Source organism: uncultured Desulfovibrio sp., from assembly GCF_944324935.1.
GTDB lineage: Bacteria > Desulfobacterota > Desulfovibrionia > Desulfovibrionales > Desulfovibrionaceae > Desulfovibrio.
Genome location: NZ_CALUYG010000004.1, coordinates 40,262 through 62,120 on the forward strand (window position 1 = coordinate 40,262; position 21,859 = coordinate 62,120).

The 21,859-nt window shown below is 61.1% G+C and carries 19 protein-coding genes and 1 tRNA gene; 7 read left to right on the forward strand and 13 right to left on the reverse strand.

The annotated features are described in order from the left end of the window. The first annotated feature begins 10 nt into the window (after positions 1-10). The 4 genes from ybgF (at position 11) to Q0J54_RS01785 (ending at position 4,761) form a co-directional block, all read left to right on the forward strand. Entirely contained in the window at positions 11-1,171 is a 1,161-nt protein-coding gene (ybgF, locus tag Q0J54_RS01770; protein WP_296303586.1) for a tol-pal system protein YbgF, read from the forward strand. Between the two features lie 12 nt (positions 1,172-1,183). Beyond that, positions 1,184-2,539: a DNA-processing protein DprA gene (gene dprA / locus Q0J54_RS01775; RefSeq protein ID WP_296303588.1), complete on the forward strand. Its 1,356-nt coding sequence runs from the start codon at positions 1,184-1,186 to the stop codon at positions 2,537-2,539. A gap of 122 nt (positions 2,540-2,661) precedes the next feature. Then, positions 2,662-3,621 (forward strand): tyrosine recombinase XerC, encoded by a 960-nt coding sequence (locus Q0J54_RS01780; RefSeq protein WP_296303631.1) that lies wholly within the window; start codon positions 2,662-2,664, stop codon positions 3,619-3,621. Positions 3,622-3,843: 222 nt separating this feature from the next. Then, complete coding sequence (locus Q0J54_RS01785; RefSeq protein ID WP_296303589.1) at positions 3,844-4,761, forward strand: manganese-dependent inorganic pyrophosphatase; 918 nt, start codon at positions 3,844-3,846, stop codon at positions 4,759-4,761. Positions 4,762-4,872: 111 nt separating this feature from the next. Here Q0J54_RS01785 and Q0J54_RS01790 read toward each other — a convergent pair whose 3' ends face one another. The 3 genes from Q0J54_RS01790 to Q0J54_RS01800 form a co-directional block, all read right to left on the reverse strand. Then, a complete protein-coding gene (locus tag Q0J54_RS01790; RefSeq protein WP_296303590.1) occupies positions 4,873-5,820 on the reverse strand; it encodes a rhomboid family intramembrane serine protease in 948 nt (315 codons plus the stop codon). 73 nt (positions 5,821-5,893) lie between these two features. Continuing rightward, positions 5,894-6,109: a 50S ribosomal protein L28 gene (rpmB, locus tag Q0J54_RS01795; protein WP_296303591.1), complete on the reverse strand. Its 216-nt coding sequence runs from the start codon at positions 6,107-6,109 to the stop codon at positions 5,894-5,896. Between the two features lie 242 nt (positions 6,110-6,351). Continuing rightward, the gene (locus Q0J54_RS01800; RefSeq protein ID WP_296303592.1) at positions 6,352-6,867 is read right to left on the reverse strand and encodes a hypothetical protein; all 516 of its coding nucleotides are present in this window, start codon (positions 6,865-6,867) and stop codon (positions 6,352-6,354) included. A gap of 1,105 nt (positions 6,868-7,972) precedes the next feature. On the opposite strand from Q0J54_RS01800, the gene Q0J54_RS01805 reads away from it, so the two are divergent. Beyond that, positions 7,973-9,112, forward strand: coding sequence for a pseudouridine synthase (locus Q0J54_RS01805; protein ID WP_296303593.1), 1,140 nt, complete (start codon positions 7,973-7,975; stop codon positions 9,110-9,112). A gap of 131 nt (positions 9,113-9,243) precedes the next feature. Here the strand turns inward: Q0J54_RS01805 and Q0J54_RS01810 are convergent, their stop codons facing one another. Continuing rightward, positions 9,244-10,227, reverse strand: coding sequence for an acyltransferase (locus Q0J54_RS01810; RefSeq protein ID WP_296303594.1), 984 nt, complete (start codon positions 10,225-10,227; stop codon positions 9,244-9,246). A 104-nt stretch (positions 10,228-10,331) separates the two neighbouring features. On the opposite strand from Q0J54_RS01810, the gene Q0J54_RS01815 reads away from it, so the two are divergent. Further along, positions 10,332-11,092 (forward strand): IS5 family transposase gene (locus tag Q0J54_RS01815; RefSeq protein WP_296303595.1). Its coding sequence is split into 2 segments (ribosomal slippage): positions 10,332-10,689 and positions 10,689-11,092, totalling 762 coding nucleotides; the frame shifts between segments, so codons are not numbered across the junction. Between the two features lie 86 nt (positions 11,093-11,178). Here the strand turns inward: Q0J54_RS01815 and Q0J54_RS12175 are convergent. The 8 genes from Q0J54_RS12175 to Q0J54_RS01850 all read right to left on the reverse strand — a co-directional run bounded on the left by Q0J54_RS12175 (position 11,179) and on the right by Q0J54_RS01850 (position 19,468). Continuing rightward, positions 11,179-11,694: a helix-turn-helix domain-containing protein gene (locus Q0J54_RS12175; protein WP_367172214.1), complete on the reverse strand. Its 516-nt coding sequence runs from the start codon at positions 11,692-11,694 to the stop codon at positions 11,179-11,181. A gap of 260 nt (positions 11,695-11,954) precedes the next feature. Beyond that, complete coding sequence (locus Q0J54_RS01820; protein WP_296303596.1) at positions 11,955-13,592, reverse strand: phosphoglucomutase; 1,638 nt, start codon at positions 13,590-13,592, stop codon at positions 11,955-11,957. Positions 13,593-13,904: 312 nt separating this feature from the next. After that, positions 13,905-14,198 carry a hypothetical protein gene (locus Q0J54_RS01825; protein ID WP_296303598.1) on the reverse strand — a complete coding sequence of 98 codons (294 nt, stop codon included), beginning with the start codon at positions 14,196-14,198 and terminating at the stop codon, positions 13,905-13,907. 305 nt (positions 14,199-14,503) lie between these two features. Beyond that, positions 14,504-15,937: a DegQ family serine endoprotease gene (locus Q0J54_RS01830; RefSeq protein WP_296303600.1), complete on the reverse strand. Its 1,434-nt coding sequence runs from the start codon at positions 15,935-15,937 to the stop codon at positions 14,504-14,506. Between the two features lie 11 nt (positions 15,938-15,948). Then, a complete protein-coding gene (locus Q0J54_RS01835; protein ID WP_296303601.1) occupies positions 15,949-17,418 on the reverse strand; it encodes a 30S ribosomal protein S1 in 1,470 nt (489 codons plus the stop codon). A 157-nt stretch (positions 17,419-17,575) separates the two neighbouring features. Further along, positions 17,576-18,424 carry a monofunctional biosynthetic peptidoglycan transglycosylase gene (gene mtgA / locus Q0J54_RS01840; RefSeq protein ID WP_296303602.1) on the reverse strand — a complete coding sequence of 283 codons (849 nt, stop codon included), beginning with the start codon at positions 18,422-18,424 and terminating at the stop codon, positions 17,576-17,578. A gap of 74 nt (positions 18,425-18,498) precedes the next feature. Continuing rightward, positions 18,499-18,575 (reverse strand) — tRNA-Met (locus tag Q0J54_RS01845). Between the two features lie 95 nt (positions 18,576-18,670). Continuing rightward, positions 18,671-19,468 (reverse strand): undecaprenyl-diphosphate phosphatase, encoded by a 798-nt coding sequence (locus tag Q0J54_RS01850; RefSeq protein WP_296303603.1) that lies wholly within the window; start codon positions 19,466-19,468, stop codon positions 18,671-18,673. Between the two features lie 154 nt (positions 19,469-19,622). Between Q0J54_RS01850 and Q0J54_RS01855 the strand changes: the two genes are divergently transcribed. Then, a complete protein-coding gene (locus Q0J54_RS01855) occupies positions 19,623-19,838 on the forward strand; it encodes a hypothetical protein (protein WP_296303604.1) in 216 nt (71 codons plus the stop codon). 44 nt (positions 19,839-19,882) lie between these two features. Here Q0J54_RS01855 and metG read toward each other — a convergent pair whose 3' ends face one another. Next, complete coding sequence (metG, locus tag Q0J54_RS01860; RefSeq protein ID WP_296303605.1) at positions 19,883-21,859, reverse strand: methionine--tRNA ligase; 1,977 nt, start codon at positions 21,857-21,859, stop codon at positions 19,883-19,885.

Genomic DNA, 21,859 nt, shown 5'->3' on the forward strand with positions numbered 1-21,859 from the left:
GTGGGGAAAAATGAATAAATTGACAGCCTTGTCGTTGGCATGTCTTGTTTTTTCCAGCGGCTGCGGCTACCGTCAGCTGGAAGATGCGACGGTGGAGAATCGGACTGGCGTGCTGGAAAATTCGCAACGGATCTCCCAGCTTGCACAGCGTGTGGATTCTCTTGATCGCCGTCTCACGACGTTGAGCGAAACGACGTACGAAGTGCGTACCCGTCGTGGCGGAAAGACGTCCATGGTGGCTGTCCCTGTTTACAACCCGACCCCGAGCGAACTGCGCAACCCCGGGGGGGAACCTGCCGCCCCGGCCCCGGCCGCTCAGCAGGATAAGGCCAAGGCGGAAGCTCCGGCGTCGCGGGTGATCGATCCGGCCAGCAAACCGGCTCCTTTCCCCGGGGCTTCCTCCGGTGCGGCGCGCCGTCCTGCCGCACAGCGGCGTGCGCCTGCCACTCCGGCTCCGGCCCCGGTCGCAAAGCCGCAGGAACCGGCGGACGCCTCCGCTCTTGGCATGCCGCCGGCGACGGCTCCCGCCACGCTGCCCGCCGCCACGCCCGCTCCCGCGGCTCCGACGCCGGCTCCGGCCGCTGCGCCTGAAGTCCGGCAGCCTGCGCCCTCGCCTGCGTCGGTGACGCCCGGCACGCCGGCTTCCCGCAGGGGAGATGCGACGGTACCGGTGCCGCAGCTGCCCAGCATCAACGGCACGCCGCAGCCTGCTCAGGGGTCGCCCGCCGCAACCATGCCGGCCGTGCAGCCTCAGCCGTACCCCGCCACCACGCCCGCTCCGGCCATCTCCTCTTCTCCCCGGACGGAGAATGCCGAATATCAGGCCGCTTTGCAGGTGGTGCGCAGCGGTCGTACGGAGGAGGGCATCCAGCGTTTCCGTCAGTTCCTCCAGCAGTATCCGCAGGGCAAGCTTGCTCCCAATGCCGAGTACTGGATCGGCGAAGCTCTGTACTCGCAAGGAAAGCTTCAGGAAGCGCTGGGGCAGTTCCAGGCGGTGAGCTCCCGCTATCCCGCGCATCATAAGAGCGCCGACGCCATGCTCAAGGCCGGTATGACCATGAGCCGTCTGGGCGATCAGCAGGGGGCACGCCAGCAGTATCAGCAGGTGCTTGCACTCTTCCCCAAGTCCGAAGCGGCGGGCAAGATCCGGTCCAGCGGCATCGGCCGCTGAGTTGAGCAGGCATTGTCAGAGAAAAGCATAACGTACTGTCCGCAGTGGCAGAATCTGGACGAGGCTGGTCGCAAGGAATATTGGGCCAGCCTCGCCTTGCGTCATTGCCGGGGAGTCGGTCCGCGGACGCAGGCGTCGCTTCTGAAGCGTTTCGGCAGCGCCTACCAGGCTTTGCAGCAGCTTGATCAGTGGCGCAAGGCGGGAAAGCGCTCGTCTGTCGCCGTCGAAATGGCCTCCGGCTCATGGCGGACGACGGCAAGGCGGGAATGGGACGCCGCGCGCCGTCTGTCTGCCGGTATCCTGCTCTGGAGCGATCCACTGTATCCGGCTTGTCTCCGAACCCTGCCGGATGCGCCCATACTGCTGTACTGCCGGGGGGATGTGAGTCTGTTGCGCGCTCCCTGCGTCGCGGTGGTCGGTGCGCGCAAGGCGTCGGCGCAGGGGCGCAGGGTGGCCGCCCATATGGCCCGCTGTCTTGCGGCCTGCGGCATCAGCATCGTTTCGGGCATGGCGCAGGGGATCGACGCCAGCGCCCATGACGCCGCCCTGCGCGAGATAGGCCGCAGCATCGGCGTGCTGGGAACGGGGATCGACCGTATCTATCCGCAGCGCAACGCCGAGCTTTTTGCCCGCATGGATCGGGAAGGCGGCTTGCTGCTGTCCGAATTCGCTCCGGGGACGCCCCCCTTGCCCGAAAATTTTCCTGTTCGCAACCGCATCATCAGCGGGCTTTCACTGGGCATCCTCGTGGTGGAGGCGGCCACGCGCTCCGGCAGCCTGATCACGGCCCGGACGGCGCTGGAACAAAACAGGGAAGTCTATGCCGTTCCCGGTCCGGCCCTGGATGAGCAATGCTGCGGCGCACAGGAGCTGATCCGTCAGGGGGCCCGTCCCGTGTTCGCCGCTGAGGATATCTTGCGCGATCTTCTCGAGCGCCTGCGCCCGTACGGCATCGAGCATCCCGTCCTTGACGAGCAGGCTTTGCGGCATGCCATGACTGAGGAAGCGCGCCGGAAAGCGGAAAGCGACGAAAAGGGGGCAGCCGCGCAGGAGACGCCTGTCCCGTCCTTGGAGAACGCATCGTCTGCCGGGCCTGCCGGACAGTCGTTGCACCGGGAGCGGACAGCGACCGTGGAAGGGCAGCCGGGAGAGCGCGCGGACATCGTTGCCGCGGAGCCGCAGGCTGCCGCGCCTGAGGGCGAGGCGGCCGAAGCGTTCAGGCTTCTGCAGGAGGGACCGCTCCATGTGGATGATCTGGCGGCGCGTCTGCATGTGCGTCCGGCCAGTCTGGCCGCGCTGCTGTTGCAGCTGGAGCTTGCCGGGCGGGTGCGGCGACTGCCCGGTGCGCGCTATGAGGCGCTGGCATGACGAGGGGGCGGCGCAAAAGCGGAGGAGCCTCCCCGCAGGAAGCCGGGCAACTCTGCCGCGCTCCGGCGGAGAGCGGGCAGACGAAGTCCGTCGGGGCGGCGGATGACCGGCAGCGGGAGGCGATGCTGGCTTCCTATCTTCTGTGGCTGGAGACGCAGCGTGGACTTTCGGCGGCGACGGTGCGGGCCTATCTGACCGATGTGCGGCAGTTCGCGGATTTTCTCGTCGAGCAGGGAGGCAGCCCGGAAGGGCTGTGCGACGCCGGCAGGCGGGATGTCCAGGCCTTTCTGGCCGAGCTCTTCCGCCGGGGCGAAGCCAGATCCTCCATGTCGCGCAAGCTGGCTGCCCTGCGCAGTTTTTTTCACTATGCGCTGCGTTCCCGTCTGGTGAAGGAAAACCCGGCAAAAGCCGTCCGCAACCCCCGGCAGGAAAGCTACCAGCCGCGCGTGCTCAATGTCGATGAGATCTTTGCCGTGCTGGATGCCGAAGCCGGTACGGACGGTGACCCTTTGCGGCATTCGCGGGACAGGGCGCTGGCCGAACTGCTCTACGGTTCGGGCCTGCGCATTGCCGAAGCCCTGGGCCTCGATGTGGACGATGTGCAGCTGGCGGCAGGCGTCGTGCGCGTCATGGGCAAGGGAAATCGTGAGCGTCTGGCGCCGCTGTCCGACAGTTGCGTGCCGGCATTGCGGGAATGGCTGGATGATCGTCCATTGCTGGCGGCGGACGGGGAAACGGCCCTCTTTGTGGGGATACGCGGCGGCAGGCGGATGCAGCGGCGGGAAGCCGTGCGCAGTATGGATCGTCTGGGCAGTCTGGCCGGTGTGACCAGGCATTTTTCGCCGCATGCCCTGCGGCACTCCTTTGCCACCCATCTGCTGGACGGCGGGGCCGATCTGCGCAGCGTGCAGGAATTGCTTGGGCATCGTCGCCTGACGACGACGCAGCGATACACGCAGGTCAGCCTTGAGCACCTGATGCGCGTGTATGATGCCGCCCATCCCAAGGCCCGGCCCGGCGCGCAGGATACGCCGGAGGCAGCCGCACCGGGAGGCGCGCCCCCGGAAGAGGACAAGCCGTAGGCGCTCGGGCGCGCCATCCGGCCAGGGACTGGACACGGCAGAGCGCCGGGGGGCAGTCTCTCTGCTGCTGGGCGTGCGCCGGTAGCAGGGCCAGCCGTCCGCCGGCTTGCGGGATTTGCAATCCGCGGCAAAATATTGCAAAGACGTGGAACGGGCGAGCGCTCTTGCCCGGCGAAAGTCACATATCACCGTTCCCTGCGGGGAGCGTTGCAAGGAGTCATCATGTCCGCATACGTTCTTGGTCATCTGCACCCTGATACCGACAGCATCATTTCCGCCATTGCCGCCGCTGACTTGTATGCCAAGCGGGGGCTGGACGTCGTTCCGGCCGCGCAGGGCAAGCCGGCTCCTGAAACGGCTTTTGTTCTGGAGCGTTTTGGACTGACGGCGCCGCAGATTGTGGAGGACGTTGCCGGCCGGGAAGTGTATCTCGTGGATTATTCCGATCTTGGGCAGGCCCCCAGGGGAATGGACAGCGCAACGGTCATGGGCATCGTGGATCACCACAAGCTCGGCGACATCACGACATCCCTCCCTCTGGAGGCCTGGATCTGGCCCGTGGGCTGCACCAATACGGTGCTTACCAATATGTACGAATTCTATGGCATCGAGATCCCGCGCAGCATCGCCGGCGGCATGCTGTGCGCCATTCTTTCCGATACCGTCATGTTCAAGTCGCCCACCAGTACGGAAGCGGACAGGAAGGCTGTGGAAAAGCTGGCCGCCATTGCCGGCGTGGATGATGTGATGGTGCTGGGGATGGATATGTTCCGCGTCAAGAGCGCCGTGGACGGCGCCAGCATGCAGGACCTCGTCTTCCGTGATTTCAAGGATTTCGATATGAGCGGCAAAAAGGTCGGCATCGGACAGCTGGAAGTGGTGGACCTTTCCCTGCTGGATGGCGTCAAGGACGGACTCAAGCAGGAGATCGCCCGCATCAAGGCTGACGGGCGGCACAGCGTCTTCCTGCTGCTGACCGACATTATGAAGGAAGGTTCGGAACTGCTGTTCGTTTCTGATGATCCGTCCGTGGTGGAAAAGGCCTTCGGCGTGCCCCTCTCCGGCGATACGGTCTGGCTGGATGGCGTCATGAGCCGCAAGAAGCAGGTCGTGCCGAATTTTGAAAAGGCTTTCAAGTAAGGTTTTGCGACAAGGCCGTCGCGCAAGCGTCGTATGGTTTCAGGCGAAAGCCTCTCGCTGTTTCAGGCGGGAGGCTTTTTTTTGTGCGTGAGGGGGGGCCTGGCGGAGGGGTCAGCCGAAGAATGCCCAACGCCAGGCAAGCAGCGGCAGCAGCAGGGACAGCAGCCAGGCAACGAGCTGGGGGATTTGCCATGCCGGGGCAAAGCGGTCTTGTGCGCCTTCCAGCATGCCAAGCAAAAAGCCCGCCCCAAAGCCGCAACAGTGGGCAAGATAATCCACATCTTCGTTGCCTGTCCCCAGCAGGGAGATGAGCGCCATGCCCGCCGCCAGCGGGAGGAGCGCCTTTTTGCGCTGTGAGAGCGTCGCCACGCCGCTAAGTGCGCCAAGGGCCGCAAAGACAGCCGTGGAGAACCCCAGGCTGATGAAGGCATGCTGGCGGAAAAGATAGTTGGCCACATTGCCGAGGCTGCCCCCCAGCAGGCAGATCAGCAGCGCGCGTCCCGCACCGGCGGCGCGCGCCAGCAGCGGCAGGAAGATCAGGCCGAAGAGGACGTTGCCCCAGAGATGGGGGGCGTCCTGATGCAGGGTCAGAGCCGTTACGAAACGGTAGTATTCTTCGTGGACGGCGATACGGGCGCTGTCAAGTTCCCCCAGGCGGTCCCAGCTGGCGGCATCCGGCCAGGGAAAGGGGCAGCGCCACCAGCCTTCACGCCAGCCATGCCAGAGAACAAGGAAGAGGGGGAGCAGGGCGGTCCAGCCTGTATGCGCGTGCGCCGGCAGGGAGGGCGGCGCAGATGGAGGCGTGCGCGCCTCCCGGGAAAAGGCTGCCAGCTCGTAGCGGGCGATGCCTTCATACAGCGGAGGGACGTACAGATGCTCCCGGCCGGAAAACTTGTCAAACCGGTAGGGGATGTCGCGCGCGCTGAACAGCAGTTCCCAGTCGCGTTTCTGGAGATAGTCGACAAAGCCCCGGGGCGGAGTAAGGCGACACCAGAAAGCCGGCAGGGCTGGGGGACGCCGGCGCAGGCGATAGCGGCGGGGGCGTTGGATCGTTCGCACAGGAAGGGCGCAGGAGTCGGCCACAAAAAAACCCCGGCATTGCTGCCGGGGTCTGCATGACAGGGGGCAACGCCTAGGCGTCAGCCTTCTTGCTGGCGACCGGCTTGGTGACTGCACCGGAGCGGATGCAGCGGGTGCAGACAGAAAGGGTGCAGACGGTACCGTCGGCAAACTGATGACGCACGCGCTGGAGGTTCGGGTTGAACCGGCGCTTGGTCTTGATGTTGGAATGACTCACAAGATTGCCGACCTGGGGCTTTTTGCCGCAGAAAGCGCATTCTTTGCTCATGGTATCCTCCGTATATACAGAAAAACTGAAGTTACAGAACTGTCCGGTCTTGCCGTCGGAGTCATGGCGCAACGGGGATACCATGACCTTGCAAGGCGTGTATATAGGGGAAGTTGCGTAAAAAGGCAAGGAGATTTTTTTGACGGGATCGTTTTTTCGCGGGGGGTTGTGAAAATATTCCTGAACGCTGTCCGAAACCAGGAGTCCCTGGCTGAGTGGTTATTTTTTTCACGATATGTGGATCAGATCTCCGTGTCAGCAGGCTGCACGGCGGCAAGAAAGCGTCGGAGCCCATCCGCCGGATCTGCCGCCAGCCTGGCGCAGAGGATGGAAGGCTCTTTTACGGCATCCGGCAACAGGGTGGAGCCGGCTGCCGGCGGTTCCTCGGGATGGCCAAGGCGGAGCGAGAGCGGGCAGCCGATGCCGAATGGGGGCAAAAGGTCCCATGCGCCGCCCCCGCCAGACGACATATACCGGCCGATGCTGGTCGCGCAGGCGGGGCAGCAGTCCTCGGGCCGACCGATGATCTGCCCCCGCAGGCGAGAGGAAGCGTTCAAGGCCGCCATGCAGGAGAGGATATGATCCATCTGGCGGAAAAAGGCATCCATGAAGCGTTCGCATTGCCCTTCATCCAGGCCGAGTTCTTCCAGGAACACCCAGACGCCTTCGCCGGAAAGACGTCTGTATAATGGATGCTGATCACGCAAGGCTTTCCGTTGCTGGGGCGTGAGCGAGGGGGCGGTGGGTACTGCTGACATAACGGCATTTCCGTGGTTGGAAGGAAAAAGATGGAGCGCGCACAAGGCGGCGGAAGAGGGGGCCTGGTTCGACACTGCCAGAAGGCCCGGGGAACGAGCAGGACGCATGTTGCCCGGCTCTCGCAGTCGCTTTTACCCGGAATCCGTGCCTGCCCCGACGGCCTTTTGTGCCGGGAGGTCGTCGCTTGCGTCCGTGCTTTTCCCGCCTGAGCCTAGAAAGCGATACGGCCACTGTCAATCGAAAAAGAACGATTCAAAATTGAATCAAAAAAACAGAGAAAAGAGAAAACTGTATAAATGGCGGAAAGTTCGACAATTGTAGTTTTGTAAAAACTGTACTCAAAGCCGAAAAGATCATGTGAGGTTCGCGGGAAAAGGGGGTTGCTGCCCGGCTCATTTTTGCAGCAATGGACGCTGTCGTGTAGGACATCATGCGTGCGTGCTGCCCCGAAAAATGTCGCGAGTGTGGATGTATTGGCGGGAAAAATTTCGGGCAGTAAATGGGTAAGGAAGGGGTGTTTCCTCCTGATTGTTTTCTCTTATGCAATATTGTCCCATAATGATAATTATGTAAACTTTTAGCTATAAAAATCAAATTATTCAAGTATATTAGCTGCCGCCTCTTTTGTGCCGTCCCTTCTCTTTTCTTGACCTGGCCTGCCAAGTTGGGCACAACTTTTCTGGTGATGCCCGGAAAGATCTCCGGGGTTGCGCCAGTCTTTGTGGAGAGGTGTCTATGGGATCTCGTTTTTTGCGTCGCGCCGTGCGCCGGCGGCCAGTGCGGGCGGCAGCCGCCGCTTCTGCGCCTGTGTCCGACAGCTGTGCTGGATCATCCTCCGCTGACGAGGCGGCTCGGATGTCCTGTCCGGCGCCATTTTGCCCTCCCGGAGGTGCCGCGTATTGTCAGCCTGAAACGGCTACGCCAGTCGATTGTGGGCTGGCACATTTTTCTGGCCCGGACTTGCCGTCTGGCGGAAAGCGTCCAGGCGGCGAGTTTCGTCAGGGGCAGCGGCGCGCGCCGGGACGGAGCGCCTCCCACCAGGCCTTTTCGTCTCGTGATGGCGATGATGCCTTTCGGGCATGGAAAGACAATGACGATCCGAAAGTGAATAGATTCACAAAGTGCGGGGAGAGCCAGACGGACAGTGCGCGCGTCCCTGCTGCGCCGCATCCTCTTACGCAGGCGGCCGGGCAATGGCAGCGGCAGGCTCGCCAGATCCGGCAGGCCCGCGCAGAGAACCTGCCTGTTTCGGCTGTCCGCGATGCGGCGTCAGGTTCCGCGTTGCCGGCAAGTGAGGAGACGCCTCCTCTCCCCCGCCCGCTGCCGGGAGACCCAAAAGGACATCACAGCGGCTGGCGCGACGAGGAGCGCCCGGGCGACGGCGGACGTTCGGGCTTCGCTTCTTTCCGGCAGGCCGCACAGGATGAGCTGCGTGCCTGGCGGCGTCCTTCCCGCCGGCAGGCGTGCTCCGTCCCGCCGGCGCAGGAGGAACCCGCCCTCTCGGACCGTCGCCTGAACAAGGCCATTGCCGAAGCCGGGTATTGTTCGCGGCGCAAGGCGGATGAGCTGATCTTTGCCGGACGGGTCAGCGTCAATGGCGAGGTGGAGACGCATGCCGGGCGGAGGATCGGCCCGGAGGACAGCGTGAGCGTGGACGGCAAGCCCATTTCCCGCACGCAACAGATGCTCTGCCTCATGCTGAACAAGCCTGTCCAGGTGGTCAGCACGGCCGCCGACCCGCAGGGGCGGCAGACCGTTCTTTCGCTGGTGGCGCGTGATCATCCGGGGATACGTCTGTTTCCTGTGGGACGGCTGGACTATTTTTCCGAAGGGCTCATCCTGTTGACCAACGACGGGCGACTTGCCCAGCGGCTCATGCATCCGCGCCACCATCTGCCCAAGCACTATGAGGTGCTCGTGCGCGATGTGGTGACGCAAAAGGCTTTGCAGACCATGCGTTCGGGCATGTGCCTGGCGGAGGGCGAGGTGCTGCTTCCCGTGGAGGTGACGGCACGGAGCACGGCCTCCGGCTGTACGCTGTTGCGGATGATCCTGCGCCAGGGGGTCAACCGGCAGATCCGACGGATGTGCCGGGATCTGGGCTTGACGATCCTGCGTCTGCGCCGCGTGGCCATTGGCCCGTTGCAGCTGGGCAAGCTGGCGCCGGGGCAATGCCGGCCGCTGGAAGAAAGCGAGCTGGCGGCGCTGCGTCGGGCGGTGGAGTTGAGCCAGGGGCTGGCTTAATCAAGGTGTCCACCCTTTAGTTTGTTCGCTTGCAGCTTGTAGGTAATTTTCAACTTGTCGAACTTAACATGCTGACGGTATTTATTTTTTTCTGCTTATATAAACTTTGTCAGGTGTTCCTTATGCTTCATCTATCTGACAAGACTTGCAGCCCATTTAAAAGGTATTTTACTGATAAGTATTGAAAAAAATAAGCTTAGTATATATATTGTTGATCCTCTAATGAAGGATGTTCCCGAATAGTTTGTTGTATTTTCGTATATTAATATAATAATATGATGAATGCAATATATTCCGAGTGAGTAGTTTGAAATGTATAAAATAAATTTTTTTATATCTGTGTTTAATTTTTCAAAATTTGCTAAGTAGAAAAGTGGAAATACTAATATTGTGTTTATAAACATTTGTATTCCTTGATTATAAAATCCTGTTGGTGTTGGTATGCTGTGTGTTTTAAAGAATAGTAGGAGAATGCAAATTGTAAACATGGCTAATATATTGCTATGTATTTTTTTTAATATGCCTGATGATGCAAGGAGAGTTCCGGCGCAGGCGTATGGAATCATTTCAATTATGCGCCCTAGTGGCCATTTTATTTCAAACCGTAAATTTGAGAATATAAAAGAATTTATTCCTGTATACTGAATAAAAAAAGATGTGATGAGTATGATAATAAAAAGTTTATTTTTATTTAGAGAATACTTTGAAACTAGGAAAATTATAGCAGAACAAATTATTAAATTTGATAGAAACCATAGAGGTGGATTTAGTTTGCTGGAACCGAGTAAAAGCTGCCAAAGTAGATCTGTATAAGATACAATATGTTTTGTAGTAATAACTTCTAAAAATGATATTATGACAAAAGAGATAAAGGCATATCCAAAATATGGAATGCATATTCTAGAAATACGACGTTTTATATTTATGTAGTTACTTTTATTGAATGTATTGTATGTAAGGTAAAAAGATGTCAACATAAAAAATGGGACAGCAGACCCAATCCAGTAAAAAAAACTTCCACCATTACAATGAACCATTACAACTTGAAATGAAAATATAATACGTAAGATACAAATACCATAGTTTATATCTTTTTCTTTCTCTGTAAGGCCCATTGTTTTTTTCTCCATTGAGATGCAGAGAAGTTGTTGTTCACTAGATGGTGTCGTCAAATTAAAAGTATGTTATAATCTCCTCACTTACAATGAGGAGAGGTCATATGGCGGCACATCGAAGGCATGATATTTCCGACAAGACATGGGCAAACATCGAAAAACTTCTCCCCGGTTCCAAAGGCAGCATCGGTCGTCCTTCTGCCGATAACCGATTGTCTATCAACGCTGTCTTCTGGATACTGAGAACTGGGGCTCCGTGGAGGGATTTGCCTCCTGATCTTGGCGACTGGAAAAATACACATCGCCGCTTCTGCCGATGGCGAGATCGGGGAGTCTGGGAGAAAATACTCGAAGCTCTCATTGTCGAACCTGATTTTGAATGGCTCATCATTGATGCCAGTCATTGCAAAGTACATCCTCATGCGGCGGGCGCTGCGGGAGGTAATGAGGCCATGAGCCGCACAAAAGGGGGCTCAACTCAAAAATACATCTGGCCGTGGATGCGCATGGTATGCCGGTCAGAGTCATTGTTACAGAAGGTACCCGAGCTGATTGCAAAGAGGCCTATGCGTTGATTGACGGGTTGAGTGCCGGGGCACTTTTGGCTGATAGAGGCTACGATACGGAGAGTATTCTCCGCAAAGCAGGTGAATCCGGTTTCCAGGTTGTCATCCCGCCAAAGAGAAGTCGTAAAATATCACGCAACTATGACAGAGAGCTCTACAAAGTCAGGCATCTTGTCGAGAATGCTTTTCTCCATCTCAAGCGCTGGCGGGGAATTGCCACACGATATGCCAAAAGATGTGCCTCTTTTCTTGCCGCCGTTCAAATCAGATGCATATCTTTGTGGGCAAACATAATTTGACGACACCATCTAGTTGTTTACTCTTTGTTCAGACATGAAGCTAGAGAGTTTCTGCCAAGCGCCAAGAGGGCGCATTAAGAGGAATTCTACAACCGATTCCGCCGTCTCATCCGAGAGGATCTCCGTACAGGCCACACGCAAAGCGTCATCATGCAAACATGCAGATATTCTCCCAAGTCGGGACGGCGACGATAACTTGACGTGTGCCCCCACACTGTCGATTTTCCCCTGACCTTGATATCCAGATGCAGCATCTGTCCGGGCTTTTCCCACTGATAACGCCGCACTGGAGGCTTTGCCTCCAGAGAGGTAAGATGCGAGCAGCCAAGTTTACGCAAGGCGCGAAAGACAGAACTCCGACCAAGTCCCAGCCGGGCCGCTATCGCATCTCCGGTCAAGCGTTTCTGCCGTAGGGAGAAAATTTCCCCGAATGTCTTTTCCGTGAGCTTGCTCCGACAGCGCAGGGGGCGTGGGCTTTTGTCCACGAGCGCCTCGATGCCGCCATGCCGGTAACGACTTTTCCATTTTCTGGCAGTGCGCAGACTTACGCCAAATCCCGCAGCGACGGCAGCGGCGGGCATACTGTCCATCCGCCGAACCATTTCCTCTCGACCTCTGGCCGTAAGTTTGGCATTCTTATGGCTGTTCACCCTTTCCCTCACTCGCTTGTTGGTTTATGTGGTAACTTCCAACTTACCGAATGAGGAAAGGGTGAACAACCTATCGAAACACAACACCTACGAGTGGAGGAAGATTGAAAAACATCACGGAAAGAGCTTCCCCCCTCGTGCGAAGTCGTGAGAATCTTCCCTGACCAAATAGTCCCGCTTGAGCGGACGGCCCAGCAGTGCGGAGGTGCGCTTCACGCCCGCTGGAGCAGCCTGTCCAGAAATTCAATGGCGTCCTTTTGCAGGCGGCGCAAATGCTCTTCGCCTCCGAAACTTTCCGTGTAGACCTTGCAAATGGGCTCCGTGCCTGACGGGCGCACGGCAAACCAGCCGCTGCGGGCCATGACCTTGATGCCGCCGATGGGCGCATCGTTGCCCGGCGCACGGGTGATGACGCTTTCCACCGGTTCGCCCGCCAGTTCCCGTATATCGACCTGCTCCGCGGCCAAGCCCTTGAGCAGGCTACGCACCCTGTTGTCTGCCGGGGCATCAAGCCGCTGATAGCAGGGGGCGCCATGCCGTTGCGTCAGGTCGGCGTAGACGGCCGACGGGGACTTGCCTTCCCGGGCCATCATTTCCGCCGCCAGCAGACAGAGCAGCGGGCCGTCCTTATCCGTGCTCCACGGCCTGCCGTCGCGGGTCAGGAAAGAAGCGCCGGCGCTTTCCTCGCAGCCCAGGGCGCAGCGGCCGCTTTGCAGATAGGGGACGAACCATTTGAAGCCCACGGGGACCTCCACCACCGACCGTTGGAGTTCCTCCCCTACCTTGTCCAGCATGGCGCTGGTCACCAGCGTTTTGCCGATGCCGCTGCCCTTGCTCCACTGCGAACGCGTCCGAAAGAGATACCAGCACGCCGCGGTCAGAAAATGGTTGGGGTTCATAAGCTCGTCGCGTGTCACGATGCCGTGGCGGTCCGCGTCCGGGTCGCAGGCAAAGGCCAGATCAAAGCTGTCGCGCAAGGACAGCAGCCGGCTCATGGCATAGGGGGACGAACAATCCATGCGGATTTTGCCGTCCTTGTCGCAGGGCACGAAGCGGAAGGAGGGATCCACCTCCTTGTTGACCACCTTCAGCGCCAGGCCGTACTTCTGGGCGATGGGTTCCCACAGAGGCAGGCTCGCCCCGCCCAGCGGATCCACTCCGAGGGTGAGCCCCGAAGCGGCGATGGCCGGCATGTCCAGCACCTCGGCCAGATCATCCACATAACGGGCCGTGAAATCGTAAACCTTGACGCGTGAGGAATGGCGGGCCGCCCGGTAATGCGTGATCTGCACGGCGCGGTTGCTGGCTTCCAGATGTTCGTTGGCCCGGCGCTCTATCCAGCGGGTGACGGCGGTCTCCGCCGGGCCGCCGTGGGGCGGATTGTATTTGAAGCCGCCGTCGCGCGGGGGATTGTGCGAAGGGGTGATGATGATGCCGTCCGCCTGGGCGCTGCCGGCATTCCAGCTCAGGATGGCGTGGGAAATGACCGGAGTCGCGGTATACTCCCCGTCCGGGGCAATGAAGACGTGTACGTCATTGGCGACCAGCACTTCCAGCGCCGAGCGAAAGGCCGGAAGGGACAGCGCGTGGCTGTCGCCGCCGAGGAAGAGCGGCCCCTTGATGCCGTGACTGGCCCGGTAGTCGCAGACCGCCTGCGTGATGGCGTAGATGTGTTCCTCGTTGAAGCTCAGGTCAAGGGAAGAGCCCCTGTGCCCGGACGTGCCGAAGCTGACCCGCTGGGAGGCCTCGGCCGGACTGGGAAAGTCGGTATAATAGGCGCTGACCAGCGTGGGGACATCGGTCAGCATGTCAGGCGTGGGCAGTTGCCCGGCGTGCGGATGCAGGGACATGGCTTCCTCCTTTCGCTTCATCTGTCAGTATAGCCTGCCCTTTTGCCGGACGCAACCGCCGTCAGGGGGCGGAGGCCGGCTGACAGGCGGCTATGCCGCGCCTGCGGCGTCTTCGGCGGCGGGCCTCTGGCGTGACGCGGCAAACGCTCCCCAGGCTGCTCCCCTCTCCCCCAGCTCAGGCCAGGGAAGGCTTGCGCTCAGGGGGAGGCGGTCCTCAGACAGCGAAGGCGGAGGAAGAGCCGGACACGGGAGGAGGTGCCCCGGTCCGCGGAAAAAGGACTGCCCTTTTGCCGTGACGCCGGGCGGTGCGGCCTACTCCACGATGGGATCAAGGCGGGCGTGCTGGATGAGTTCGGGGAGATCGCTGAACCCTTCATGATCCCAGTTCATGAGCTCAGGGTAGGTAAGGTGCTGCAGGTCCTTGGGATCGGCGGAAATGATGAACCAGCGTTGCCCGTCGCTGCCTTCGCCCCAGCCGAAGCCGAGGACAAGATCTTCCATGTATTTTGGGAAGTTGTGGTAAAGCGCAAGGTATTCCTGGACAAAGGCCTCATGGGCCGCGTCGAACGAGGGGTGCATCTGCCTGCCGGAGGGGGTGGTAGCCATGACGTCTCCTTGGGGTGTCGTGTCCGGCCTGGACAAGGGGTGGGCCTTGAGCATCTTCCGTTTGAAACGCTTCGCGCTCCAGAGCATACGGCCCTGTTGTCTCGTGGAAAAAACGCGGTTTTCCCGCCCACTTTGGCCGGGCGGCGCTGTGCGGCCGCCTCACGTGTTGTCGCTTCACGGGCGAAACGTTCCTGTCTTTCAGATACAGGGCTTTGCCGCATGTTACAAGTCCCGTTTCTGGCGGCAACAAAAAAAGGAGGCATACGCCTCCTTTTTTTGTTGTTACCAGGCGGCATCAGGTGCTGTTACTTCTTTTCGATGGTGAGCGCCTTGAAGAGTGTGTCGCCGCGCCGCATGACCTGCAGCATGATGGCCCCGCGCTTCACGCCTACTTCCTTGACGATCCTGGAGAGCGCCTCGGGAGTGTTCACCGGCTTGCGGTCAGCCCGCAGGATGATGTCGCCGGGGCGGATGTCGGCTTCGGCGGCGGCCTTGTCGGGATTGACTTCCAGCACGAGGATGCCTTCCTTGTCCGGCAGATCCATTTCCTGACGTTCTTCGGCCTTGAGCGACCGCACTGTGAGGCCCAGCAGGCCTTCATCCCGCTTCTTGCCGTCCTTGCCGGGGGCGGCGGCGTTCTGGGAGCTCTGGCGTTCGCCAAGGGTGACGTCCATCACCTGCTCCTTGCCGCCGCGCCAGATGCCCAGCTTGACGATGCTGCCGGGCTTCTTGGCGGCGATGGCGCGCAGCAGCGCGGAGGAGTCGGCGATGCTTTCGCCGTCCACGCTGACGATGACGTCGCCATCTTCGATGCCGGCCTTGGCGGCGGGCTCGCCTTCCAGCGTGCTGGCCACCAGCGCCCCACGGGGCGTTTCCATGCCGATGGCCCTGGCCATGGCTTCATCCACGTCCTGGATGGTCACGCCGATCCAGCCGCGGCTGACCTTCTTGCCGCTCTTGATCTGTTCGATGATGTTGGCGGCCATATTACTGGGGATGGCAAAGCCGATCCCCTGCCCGCTGGCGATGATGGCGGTATTGATGCCGATCACGTCGCCGTCCATATTCAGGAGCGGGCCCCCGGAGTTGCCGGGATTGATGGAACAGTCCGTCTGCAGGAAGTTGTCGAACGGCCCGGAGCGGATGTTGCGGCCCTTGGCGGACAGGATGCCGGAGGTCACCGTGTGGTCAAGGCCGAAGGGATTGCCGATGGCCATGAGCCATTCGCCCACCTTGAGCGCATCGGAATTGCCGAACTTGAGGAAGGGCAATTCCTTCTTGGCGTCCACCTTGAGCAGGGCGAGGTCGGTCTCCTCGTCGGCGCCGATGAGCTTGGCCACGAGCGGCGTGGGCTTGCCGTTGCTCTCGTCGAGGGTGACGTGGATCACGTCGGCATCGGCCACCACATGATTGTTGGTGACGATATAGCCGTCAGCCGAGATGATGAAGCCCGAACCAAGAGACTTCTGCTTTTTTTGCGGGGCACGCTGTCCGCCGCGCGGGCCTGCGCCGAACTGATCGAAGAACTGCCCGAAACCGGGGGGCATGTTGCGGAACATCTCGCCGAAGAATTCTTCGGGACCGCCCCCCTGGGCCGTGCGTTCCGTGCCGATATTGACCACCGCCGGGCCGCACTTGGCGGCCAGCGTGGAAAAATCGGGAAGCGTGGCGGCCTGCGCCAGGCTGCCCATCATAAGCAGCGTGGCCAGCGCCAGAGCAAGGGGTTTTCTCATTTTCATAGGGAAGCTCCTTAGGCTTTCTTTTGCAGAGCCTTCTGCAAAGCCTGTGCCATGATCCCCATCCCAGCACCCTGTCCGGCGGGCCCCGTGCTGGCATGCTGCTTCCAGTCGTTGTCACGGGGCTTTTCTGTCACTTCCACCCCTTCGGGGGCAAGGCTGATGCGACGGGCGGCGGTGTCCAGATTCTGGACGACCAGCTTGACGTTGTCGCCCTTGTCGAGGCTGGTGTATTCGCTTTTCTTGGCGTTCTTGATGACGCCGGCCGGGAGCAGGCCCGTGATGCCCGGAGCCAGCGTCACGAAGACGCCGAACTTGCTCTGGCTCTCCACCGTGCCTTCCACCACCGTGCCCACGGCAAAGCGGCTGGCGGCATCCTGCCACGGGTCGCCTTCGGCGTCCCGCATGCTCAGGGAGATACGGCGCGTTTCGGGATTGATGTCCTTGATCTTCACGGAGACCGTATCTCCGGGGGCCACCACGTCCTCGGCCTTGTTCACGCGCTTGGTCCAGGACATTTCGGAAAGGTGCACGAGGCCTTCCACGCCGGGCAGCAGTTCCACAAAGGCGCCGAAGGGAGCCAGGCGGGTCACCTTGCCTTCCATGACGCTGCCCACGCTCAGGCGGTCGGTCACCTGGGCCCAGGGATCGCCCTCAGCCTGCTTGCGGGAAAGGGAGATGCGGGTACGCCCCTTGTCGTCCGTGCTCACGGACAGCAGCTTGGCGCGCACCATATCGCCGGGCGAGACGGCCTCGTCGGCGGCGCCCACGCGCGACCACGACAGTTCGGAGAGGTGGATCATGCCTTCCACCGCCGGGGCCAGTTCCATGAAGGCCCCGAAGGGGGCAAGGCGCGTGATGCGGCCTTCGACGGTATCGCCCACCTTGATGCTGGTCAGGAGCTTTTCCAGATTGTCCTGCCGTTCGCGTTCCAGCAGCGCCCGGCGGGAAACCACGATGTTGCGGCCGCGATTCTCCACGCGCAGTACCACGAACTGCATGGTACGGCCCACGACGGATTCGGCATCGCCCGTGGCGGCGGCATCCATCTGGCTGCCGGGGCAGAAGGCGGTCTTGCCGAGTACTTCCACCGTATAGCCGCCCTTGCAGGAGGCCACGACGCGACCATCCACCGGGACGCCGGACTGGCAGGCTTCTTCCAGGGCGGCCATGCCGCTGCCGCTCATGGAGCGCGAAAGGCGGATCTCGTGGGGGTTGACGCCCACGACCCATACCTCGATGCTGTCGCCGGGGGCTGCCATTTCCTTGCCTTCGGCATCGAGAATGTCCTTGCGATCCATGACGCCGTCCACCTTGATGCCCACATCGACAAAGACGGAATCACCATTGATCTCGATGATCTTTCCCGTCACCTTCTGGCCCGTCTGCAGGCGAGGCGCGGCGGCTTCCTGCGCGGCGAAAAGGGTGGCGAAATCTTCCTGGGCGTCGTCATGGCCCTGCTGGGTCTGCAATTCCTCGGTCATGTATTACTCCTTGAAAGGTATGGTCTCAAACATGAGGGGAGCACTTTACCCCATTACGGGACAGAAGACAATCAAGAGGCGAGGCCTCCGGCGGCGTGCTCCCCCCTGTGCAAAAACTGGACGGCGTATGATTTTTGGACAGTCCCCGGGCGGACGTTCAGTACATGCGGCGCATGAGGCGGGAGGACAGGCGCTGCACCAGCGGCGAGCGTGGCGAACGCTTGAGCGGCGCGGGCAGCATGACCGCCAGCTGCGCGGCCTCCCGCTTGCTCAGGGCGGCAGCCGGCTTGCCGAAATAGTGCCGTGAGGCCGCTTCCGCACCGAAGATGCCCTGTCCCCACTCCACCACGTTCAGATAAAGTTCCAGGATCCGTTTTTTATCGAGCCAGATCTCCAGACGTGCCGTCATGATGGCTTCCTTGAATTTACGCAGCAGGGAGCGTTCGGGCGAAAACCAGAGGTTTTTGGCCAGTTGCTGGGTGATGGTGCTGCCGCCTGCCGCCAGTCTGCCCTTTTCCCAGTTGCGTAGGGCCGCCTGCCAGAGCAGTTCGACGTCAAAGCCGTGATGCGTATAGAAGCGGTCGTCTTCCGAGGCGACGACGGCCTGTCGCAACCAGGGGGAGATGCGCTCCAGCGGGACCCAGCGCTGCCGGAGCCGCCATGTCTTGTCGGGGTGGGCCGCCACGAAGGCTTCGCGGCGCAGGGCCATCATGGCCGTTTCCCCGGGTTCCCAGGCCATGAGGGGGATGACCGGCGGCAGCGCCAGATAGCGGAAGATGTCCAGGCAGATCAGAAAGACCGCCCAGCGCAGCAGGCCGCGCACAGGATGCCGCCGCAGATGCGCGGCATAGCGGCGCAGGCATTCCCGCCAGCCCGGCTGAGGCTGCTGAGGCTGCCGGACGGCCCTGCCCGCATGTTTTGCCGGGAGGGGCCCCGGCCCGGCAGGCGGACAGGGGACGGCGGTGGTCTGGGGAGGGGGCGTCGGACGGGGGGGAGACTTCAGCATGGCGGCCTCACGGGCGACAGCCCGGGGCAAAAAGAAAAACGTCCAGGAGGACAGCTCCCGGACGTCATGCATTCTGGTAGCAAGGGAGGGATTTGAACCCCCGACACTGCGGGTATGAACCGCATGCTCTGACCAACTGAGCTACCTTGCCGTGTGCTTTCCATCAAGCGCGAAGAAGAACTTAGACAACCTTCCGTTTTTTGGCAAGCATTTTTTTCAGGCCAGCCCGATTTTTTTTGCAGGGCCTCAGTATACCATGAAATAAAAGACGAAGGGCGCCAGCACGAGCCGGTAGATGGCAAAGGGGATCAGGGTGATCCGCCCGACCAGCGCCACAAAGGCCTTGATGGCGACCAGCGCGGAAAGGAAGGCCCCCACCATGCCCACGGCAAAGAAGGGGATGTCCGCCGCGGTGAAGAGATGCCAGCTCTTGAGCATGTCATAGCCTGTGGCGGCGACCATGATGGGCACGGCGGCGATGAAGGAGTATTCCGCGGCCACGTTGCGCTTGGCGCCGAGGATCATGCCGCCCATGATGGTGGATGCCGAACGGGAAAAGCCCGGCCAGAGGGCGAGGCACTGGAAGAGCCCGATGCCCAGCGCGAGCCGGGGCGTCATTTCGTCCAGCGTCACGCAGGAGGGGCGGTACTTGCGCCGCTCCACCACGATCATCATAATGGCCCCCACCACCAGCGCCAGCAGCACCGTGGTGGGCGTGAACAGATGTTTCTTGATGGTGGAATGCAGGAGCAGTCCCACGAGGCAGGCCGGCAGGCAGGTCAGGACAAGCAGGACGATGCCGCGCATGCCGGCGAAACGTACATAGGGCTGCGGGCGCAGCAGCCCCAGGAAGCGTTCCCGATAGAGCACCACCACCGCCATGATGGCGCCGAGCTGGATGACCACGTTGAAGGTCGCGGCCTTTTCGCCCACGAAATTGAGCAGATCGCTGGCCAGGATGAGATGGCCCGAGGAGGAGACGGGCAGATATTCCGTGAGTCCTTCCACAATGCTGAGGATGAGGGCCACAAAAAGATTGTCCATGATTTCCCCTGTGCGCCCCGGCTCTCCTTGCCAGAGGGCACGACTTTGGCTAGTGGTTGAGAAGGATATGCCCGGCGGGCCGGGCCGTCTCTTCAGCATAAAAGCGGACGCCTGCCGCCTGCGGCGGGTCGGGCCGCACGCAAGGAGGTTCCCTATGACGACGATCATGCCGCAAAGCGAACTTGTGCGCCGCGCGGCGGCCTATGTGGCGGCCGAACTGGCGGAAAAAGGGCGGGCCGGGCTCTCCGCCCTGCTGGATGACGCCGCCATGCGCTTCAACCTCAGTCCCCTCGATCAGCTCGCGCTGGAGCGCCTTTTCGCAACGCGGGACGGGGGATCCGCCCCTTCGCAGCCGTCGCACGACGATTGAGGGAGACCGCGGCAAGGGGCGGGACGTCCCTGCCCCGCCGTCGTCTACCCTATCCGGCTGCCGTCGGGCATGCTGCCGCCGGGCTGCAGGAGGACGAGCCTGCCGTCCTGCTCCGCCGTGAGCACCATGCCATGAGACATGAGGCCGCGTATCTTGCGGGGAGCCAGGTTGAGCACGGCGCACACCTGTTTGCCCACGAGTTCTTCCGGCGTAAAGAATTCCGCCAGCCCGGAGAGGATCTGCCGCGGCTGCCCTTCTCCGAAGTCGATTTCAAGGCGCAGGATGCGGTCGGCATTGGGGTGGCGATCGCAGACGCGCACCGTGCCCACGCGCAGATCCGCGGCCTTGAACTGTTCGAAGCTGATCTCTTCCGCCGGTCCCGCGGGCGCGGGGGCCGCCTTCGCCTTTTGCGCGGCCTTTTCGGCCTTGCTCTTTTCCTTCTCGGCCCTGGCGGCGGCTTCGGCCGCCTTGGCCCGGGCCGCGACGTCGATACGCGGGAAAAGGTTGGAGGCGGCCGCCAGCGGCGTGCCCGCCGTCAGTCCGGCGAATGTCTCCATCTCCCGCTCCAGATCGCAGGCCGGAGCCGTCTCGCCGCTGGCTGGCTGACCGAGCTGGGTCAGCATGGCCGCCGCCGACTGCGGCATGACCGGCCAGAGGCAGAGGGCCACCTTGCGCATGGCCGTGAGCAGGGTGTGCATCACCGTATCCAGGCGCTCGGTATCGCCCTGCTTGGACAGGGCCCACGGCGCCTGCGAATCCACATACTTGTTGCAGGCGCGCACCAGTTCCCAGAGGGATTCCAGCGCCTGCGAGAACTGGACGGCGTCGAAGAGCTGCACATAATTCTGAACGGCCGTGAGGCAAAGTTCGGCAATGGCCTCGTCCTCTTCGCGCAGGCTGCCGCAAGGGGGCGTCTTGCCGTCGCAGAATTTGGCGGTCATGGACAGCACGCGGCTGTAGAGGTTGCCCAGATCATTGGCCAGATCGGCATTTATGCGGGTGACGATGCTCTCCTCGCTGAAGCTGGCGTCGGAACCGAAGTGCATCTCCCGCAGGAGGAAGTAGCGGAAGGCGTCCAGACCGAATTCCTGGCTCATGGCCAGCGGATCGACGACGTTCCCCAGGGATTTTGACATCTTGGTATCCCGCACCAGCCAGTAGCCGTGCACGTTCAGGTGCTGGTAGAGGGGCAGGCCCGCGGCCTTGAGCATGGTGGGCCAGAAGATGGCGTGGGGTTTGAGGATATCCTTGGCCACCAGATGTTCGCCCGGCCAGTAGCGGGCATAATCGGGGCCATCCGGCCAGCCCAGCGCGCTGATGTAGTTGAGCAGCGCATCGAACCAGACGTAGCAGACGTAATCCCTGTCGAAGGGCAGCTCGATGCCCCAGGTCAGGCGGCTCTTGGGGCGGGAGATGCACAGGTCTTCCAGCGCTCCGGATTCCAGCATGCCCAGCACTTCATTACGATAGCGTTCCGGCCGGATGAAGTCGGGGTTGGCAAGGATGTGCTCCTTCAGCCAGGGGAGATATTTGGACATGCGGAAGAAGTAGTTCTTCTCGCTGATGAATTCCGGCTTGGTGAGGTGCTGCGGGCAGAGGCCGTTCTCCAGCTCCTTTTCCGTATAGAAGCGTTCGCAGCCATAGCAGTAGTGGCCCCCGAACTCGCCGAAATAAATGTCTCCGGCGTCGTAGACCTGCTGCAAAAAGCGCTGTACGCGGGCCTTGTGGTCGGCGTCGGTGGTGCGCACGAAGCGGTCGTTGGCAATGCCGAGCTGCGGCCAGAGCGCGCGGAACTGACCGCTGATGGCGTCCACGAATTCCTGTGGGCTCTGGCCCTGCTTTTCGGCGGACTGTACGATCTTGTCGCCGTGCTCGTCCGTGCCGGTCAGAAAGAGGGTGTCATCTCCTTTCAGGCGATGGAAGCGGGCCAGACAGTCCGCCACGATGGTGGTATAGGCATGGCCCAGATGCGGCCGGGCATTGACGTAGTAAATGGGCGTGGTGATGAAAAAGTGGGACAC

Excerpts from the sequence above, each read along its gene's own strand:
- Q0J54_RS01855 (WP_296303604.1), top strand. The coding sequence starts at position 19,623 with ATGACGACGATCATGCCGCAAAGCGAACTTGTGCGCCGCGCGGCGGCC.
- Q0J54_RS01850 (WP_296303603.1), bottom strand. The coding sequence starts at position 19,468 with ATGGACAATCTTTTTGTGGCCCTCATCCTCAGCATTGTGGAAGGACTC.
- Q0J54_RS01830 (WP_296303600.1), bottom strand. The coding sequence starts at position 15,937 with ATGAAAATGAGAAAACCCCTTGCTCTGGCGCTGGCCACGCTGCTTATG.
- Q0J54_RS01820 (WP_296303596.1), bottom strand. The coding sequence starts at position 13,592 with ATGTCCCTGCATCCGCACGCCGGGCAACTGCCCACGCCTGACATGCTG.
- mtgA (WP_296303602.1), bottom strand. The coding sequence starts at position 18,424 with ATGCTGAAGTCTCCCCCCCGTCCGACGCCCCCTCCCCAGACCACCGCC.
- Q0J54_RS12175 (WP_367172214.1), bottom strand. The coding sequence starts at position 11,694 with ATGGTTCGGCGGATGGACAGTATGCCCGCCGCTGCCGTCGCTGCGGGA.
- rpmB (WP_296303591.1), bottom strand. The coding sequence starts at position 6,109 with ATGAGCAAAGAATGCGCTTTCTGCGGCAAAAAGCCCCAGGTCGGCAAT.
- Q0J54_RS01835 (WP_296303601.1), bottom strand. The coding sequence starts at position 17,418 with ATGACCGAGGAATTGCAGACCCAGCAGGGCCATGACGACGCCCAGGAA.
- Q0J54_RS01825 (WP_296303598.1), bottom strand. The coding sequence starts at position 14,198 with ATGGCTACCACCCCCTCCGGCAGGCAGATGCACCCCTCGTTCGACGCG.
- Q0J54_RS01785 (WP_296303589.1), top strand. The coding sequence starts at position 3,844 with ATGTCCGCATACGTTCTTGGTCATCTGCACCCTGATACCGACAGCATC.
- ybgF (WP_296303586.1), top strand. The coding sequence starts at position 11 with ATGAATAAATTGACAGCCTTGTCGTTGGCATGTCTTGTTTTTTCCAGC.
- Q0J54_RS01780 (WP_296303631.1), top strand. The coding sequence starts at position 2,662 with ATGCTGGCTTCCTATCTTCTGTGGCTGGAGACGCAGCGTGGACTTTCG.
- Q0J54_RS01810 (WP_296303594.1), bottom strand. The coding sequence starts at position 10,227 with ATGGGCCTTACAGAGAAAGAAAAAGATATAAACTATGGTATTTGTATC.
- Q0J54_RS01800 (WP_296303592.1), bottom strand. The coding sequence starts at position 6,867 with ATGTCAGCAGTACCCACCGCCCCCTCGCTCACGCCCCAGCAACGGAAA.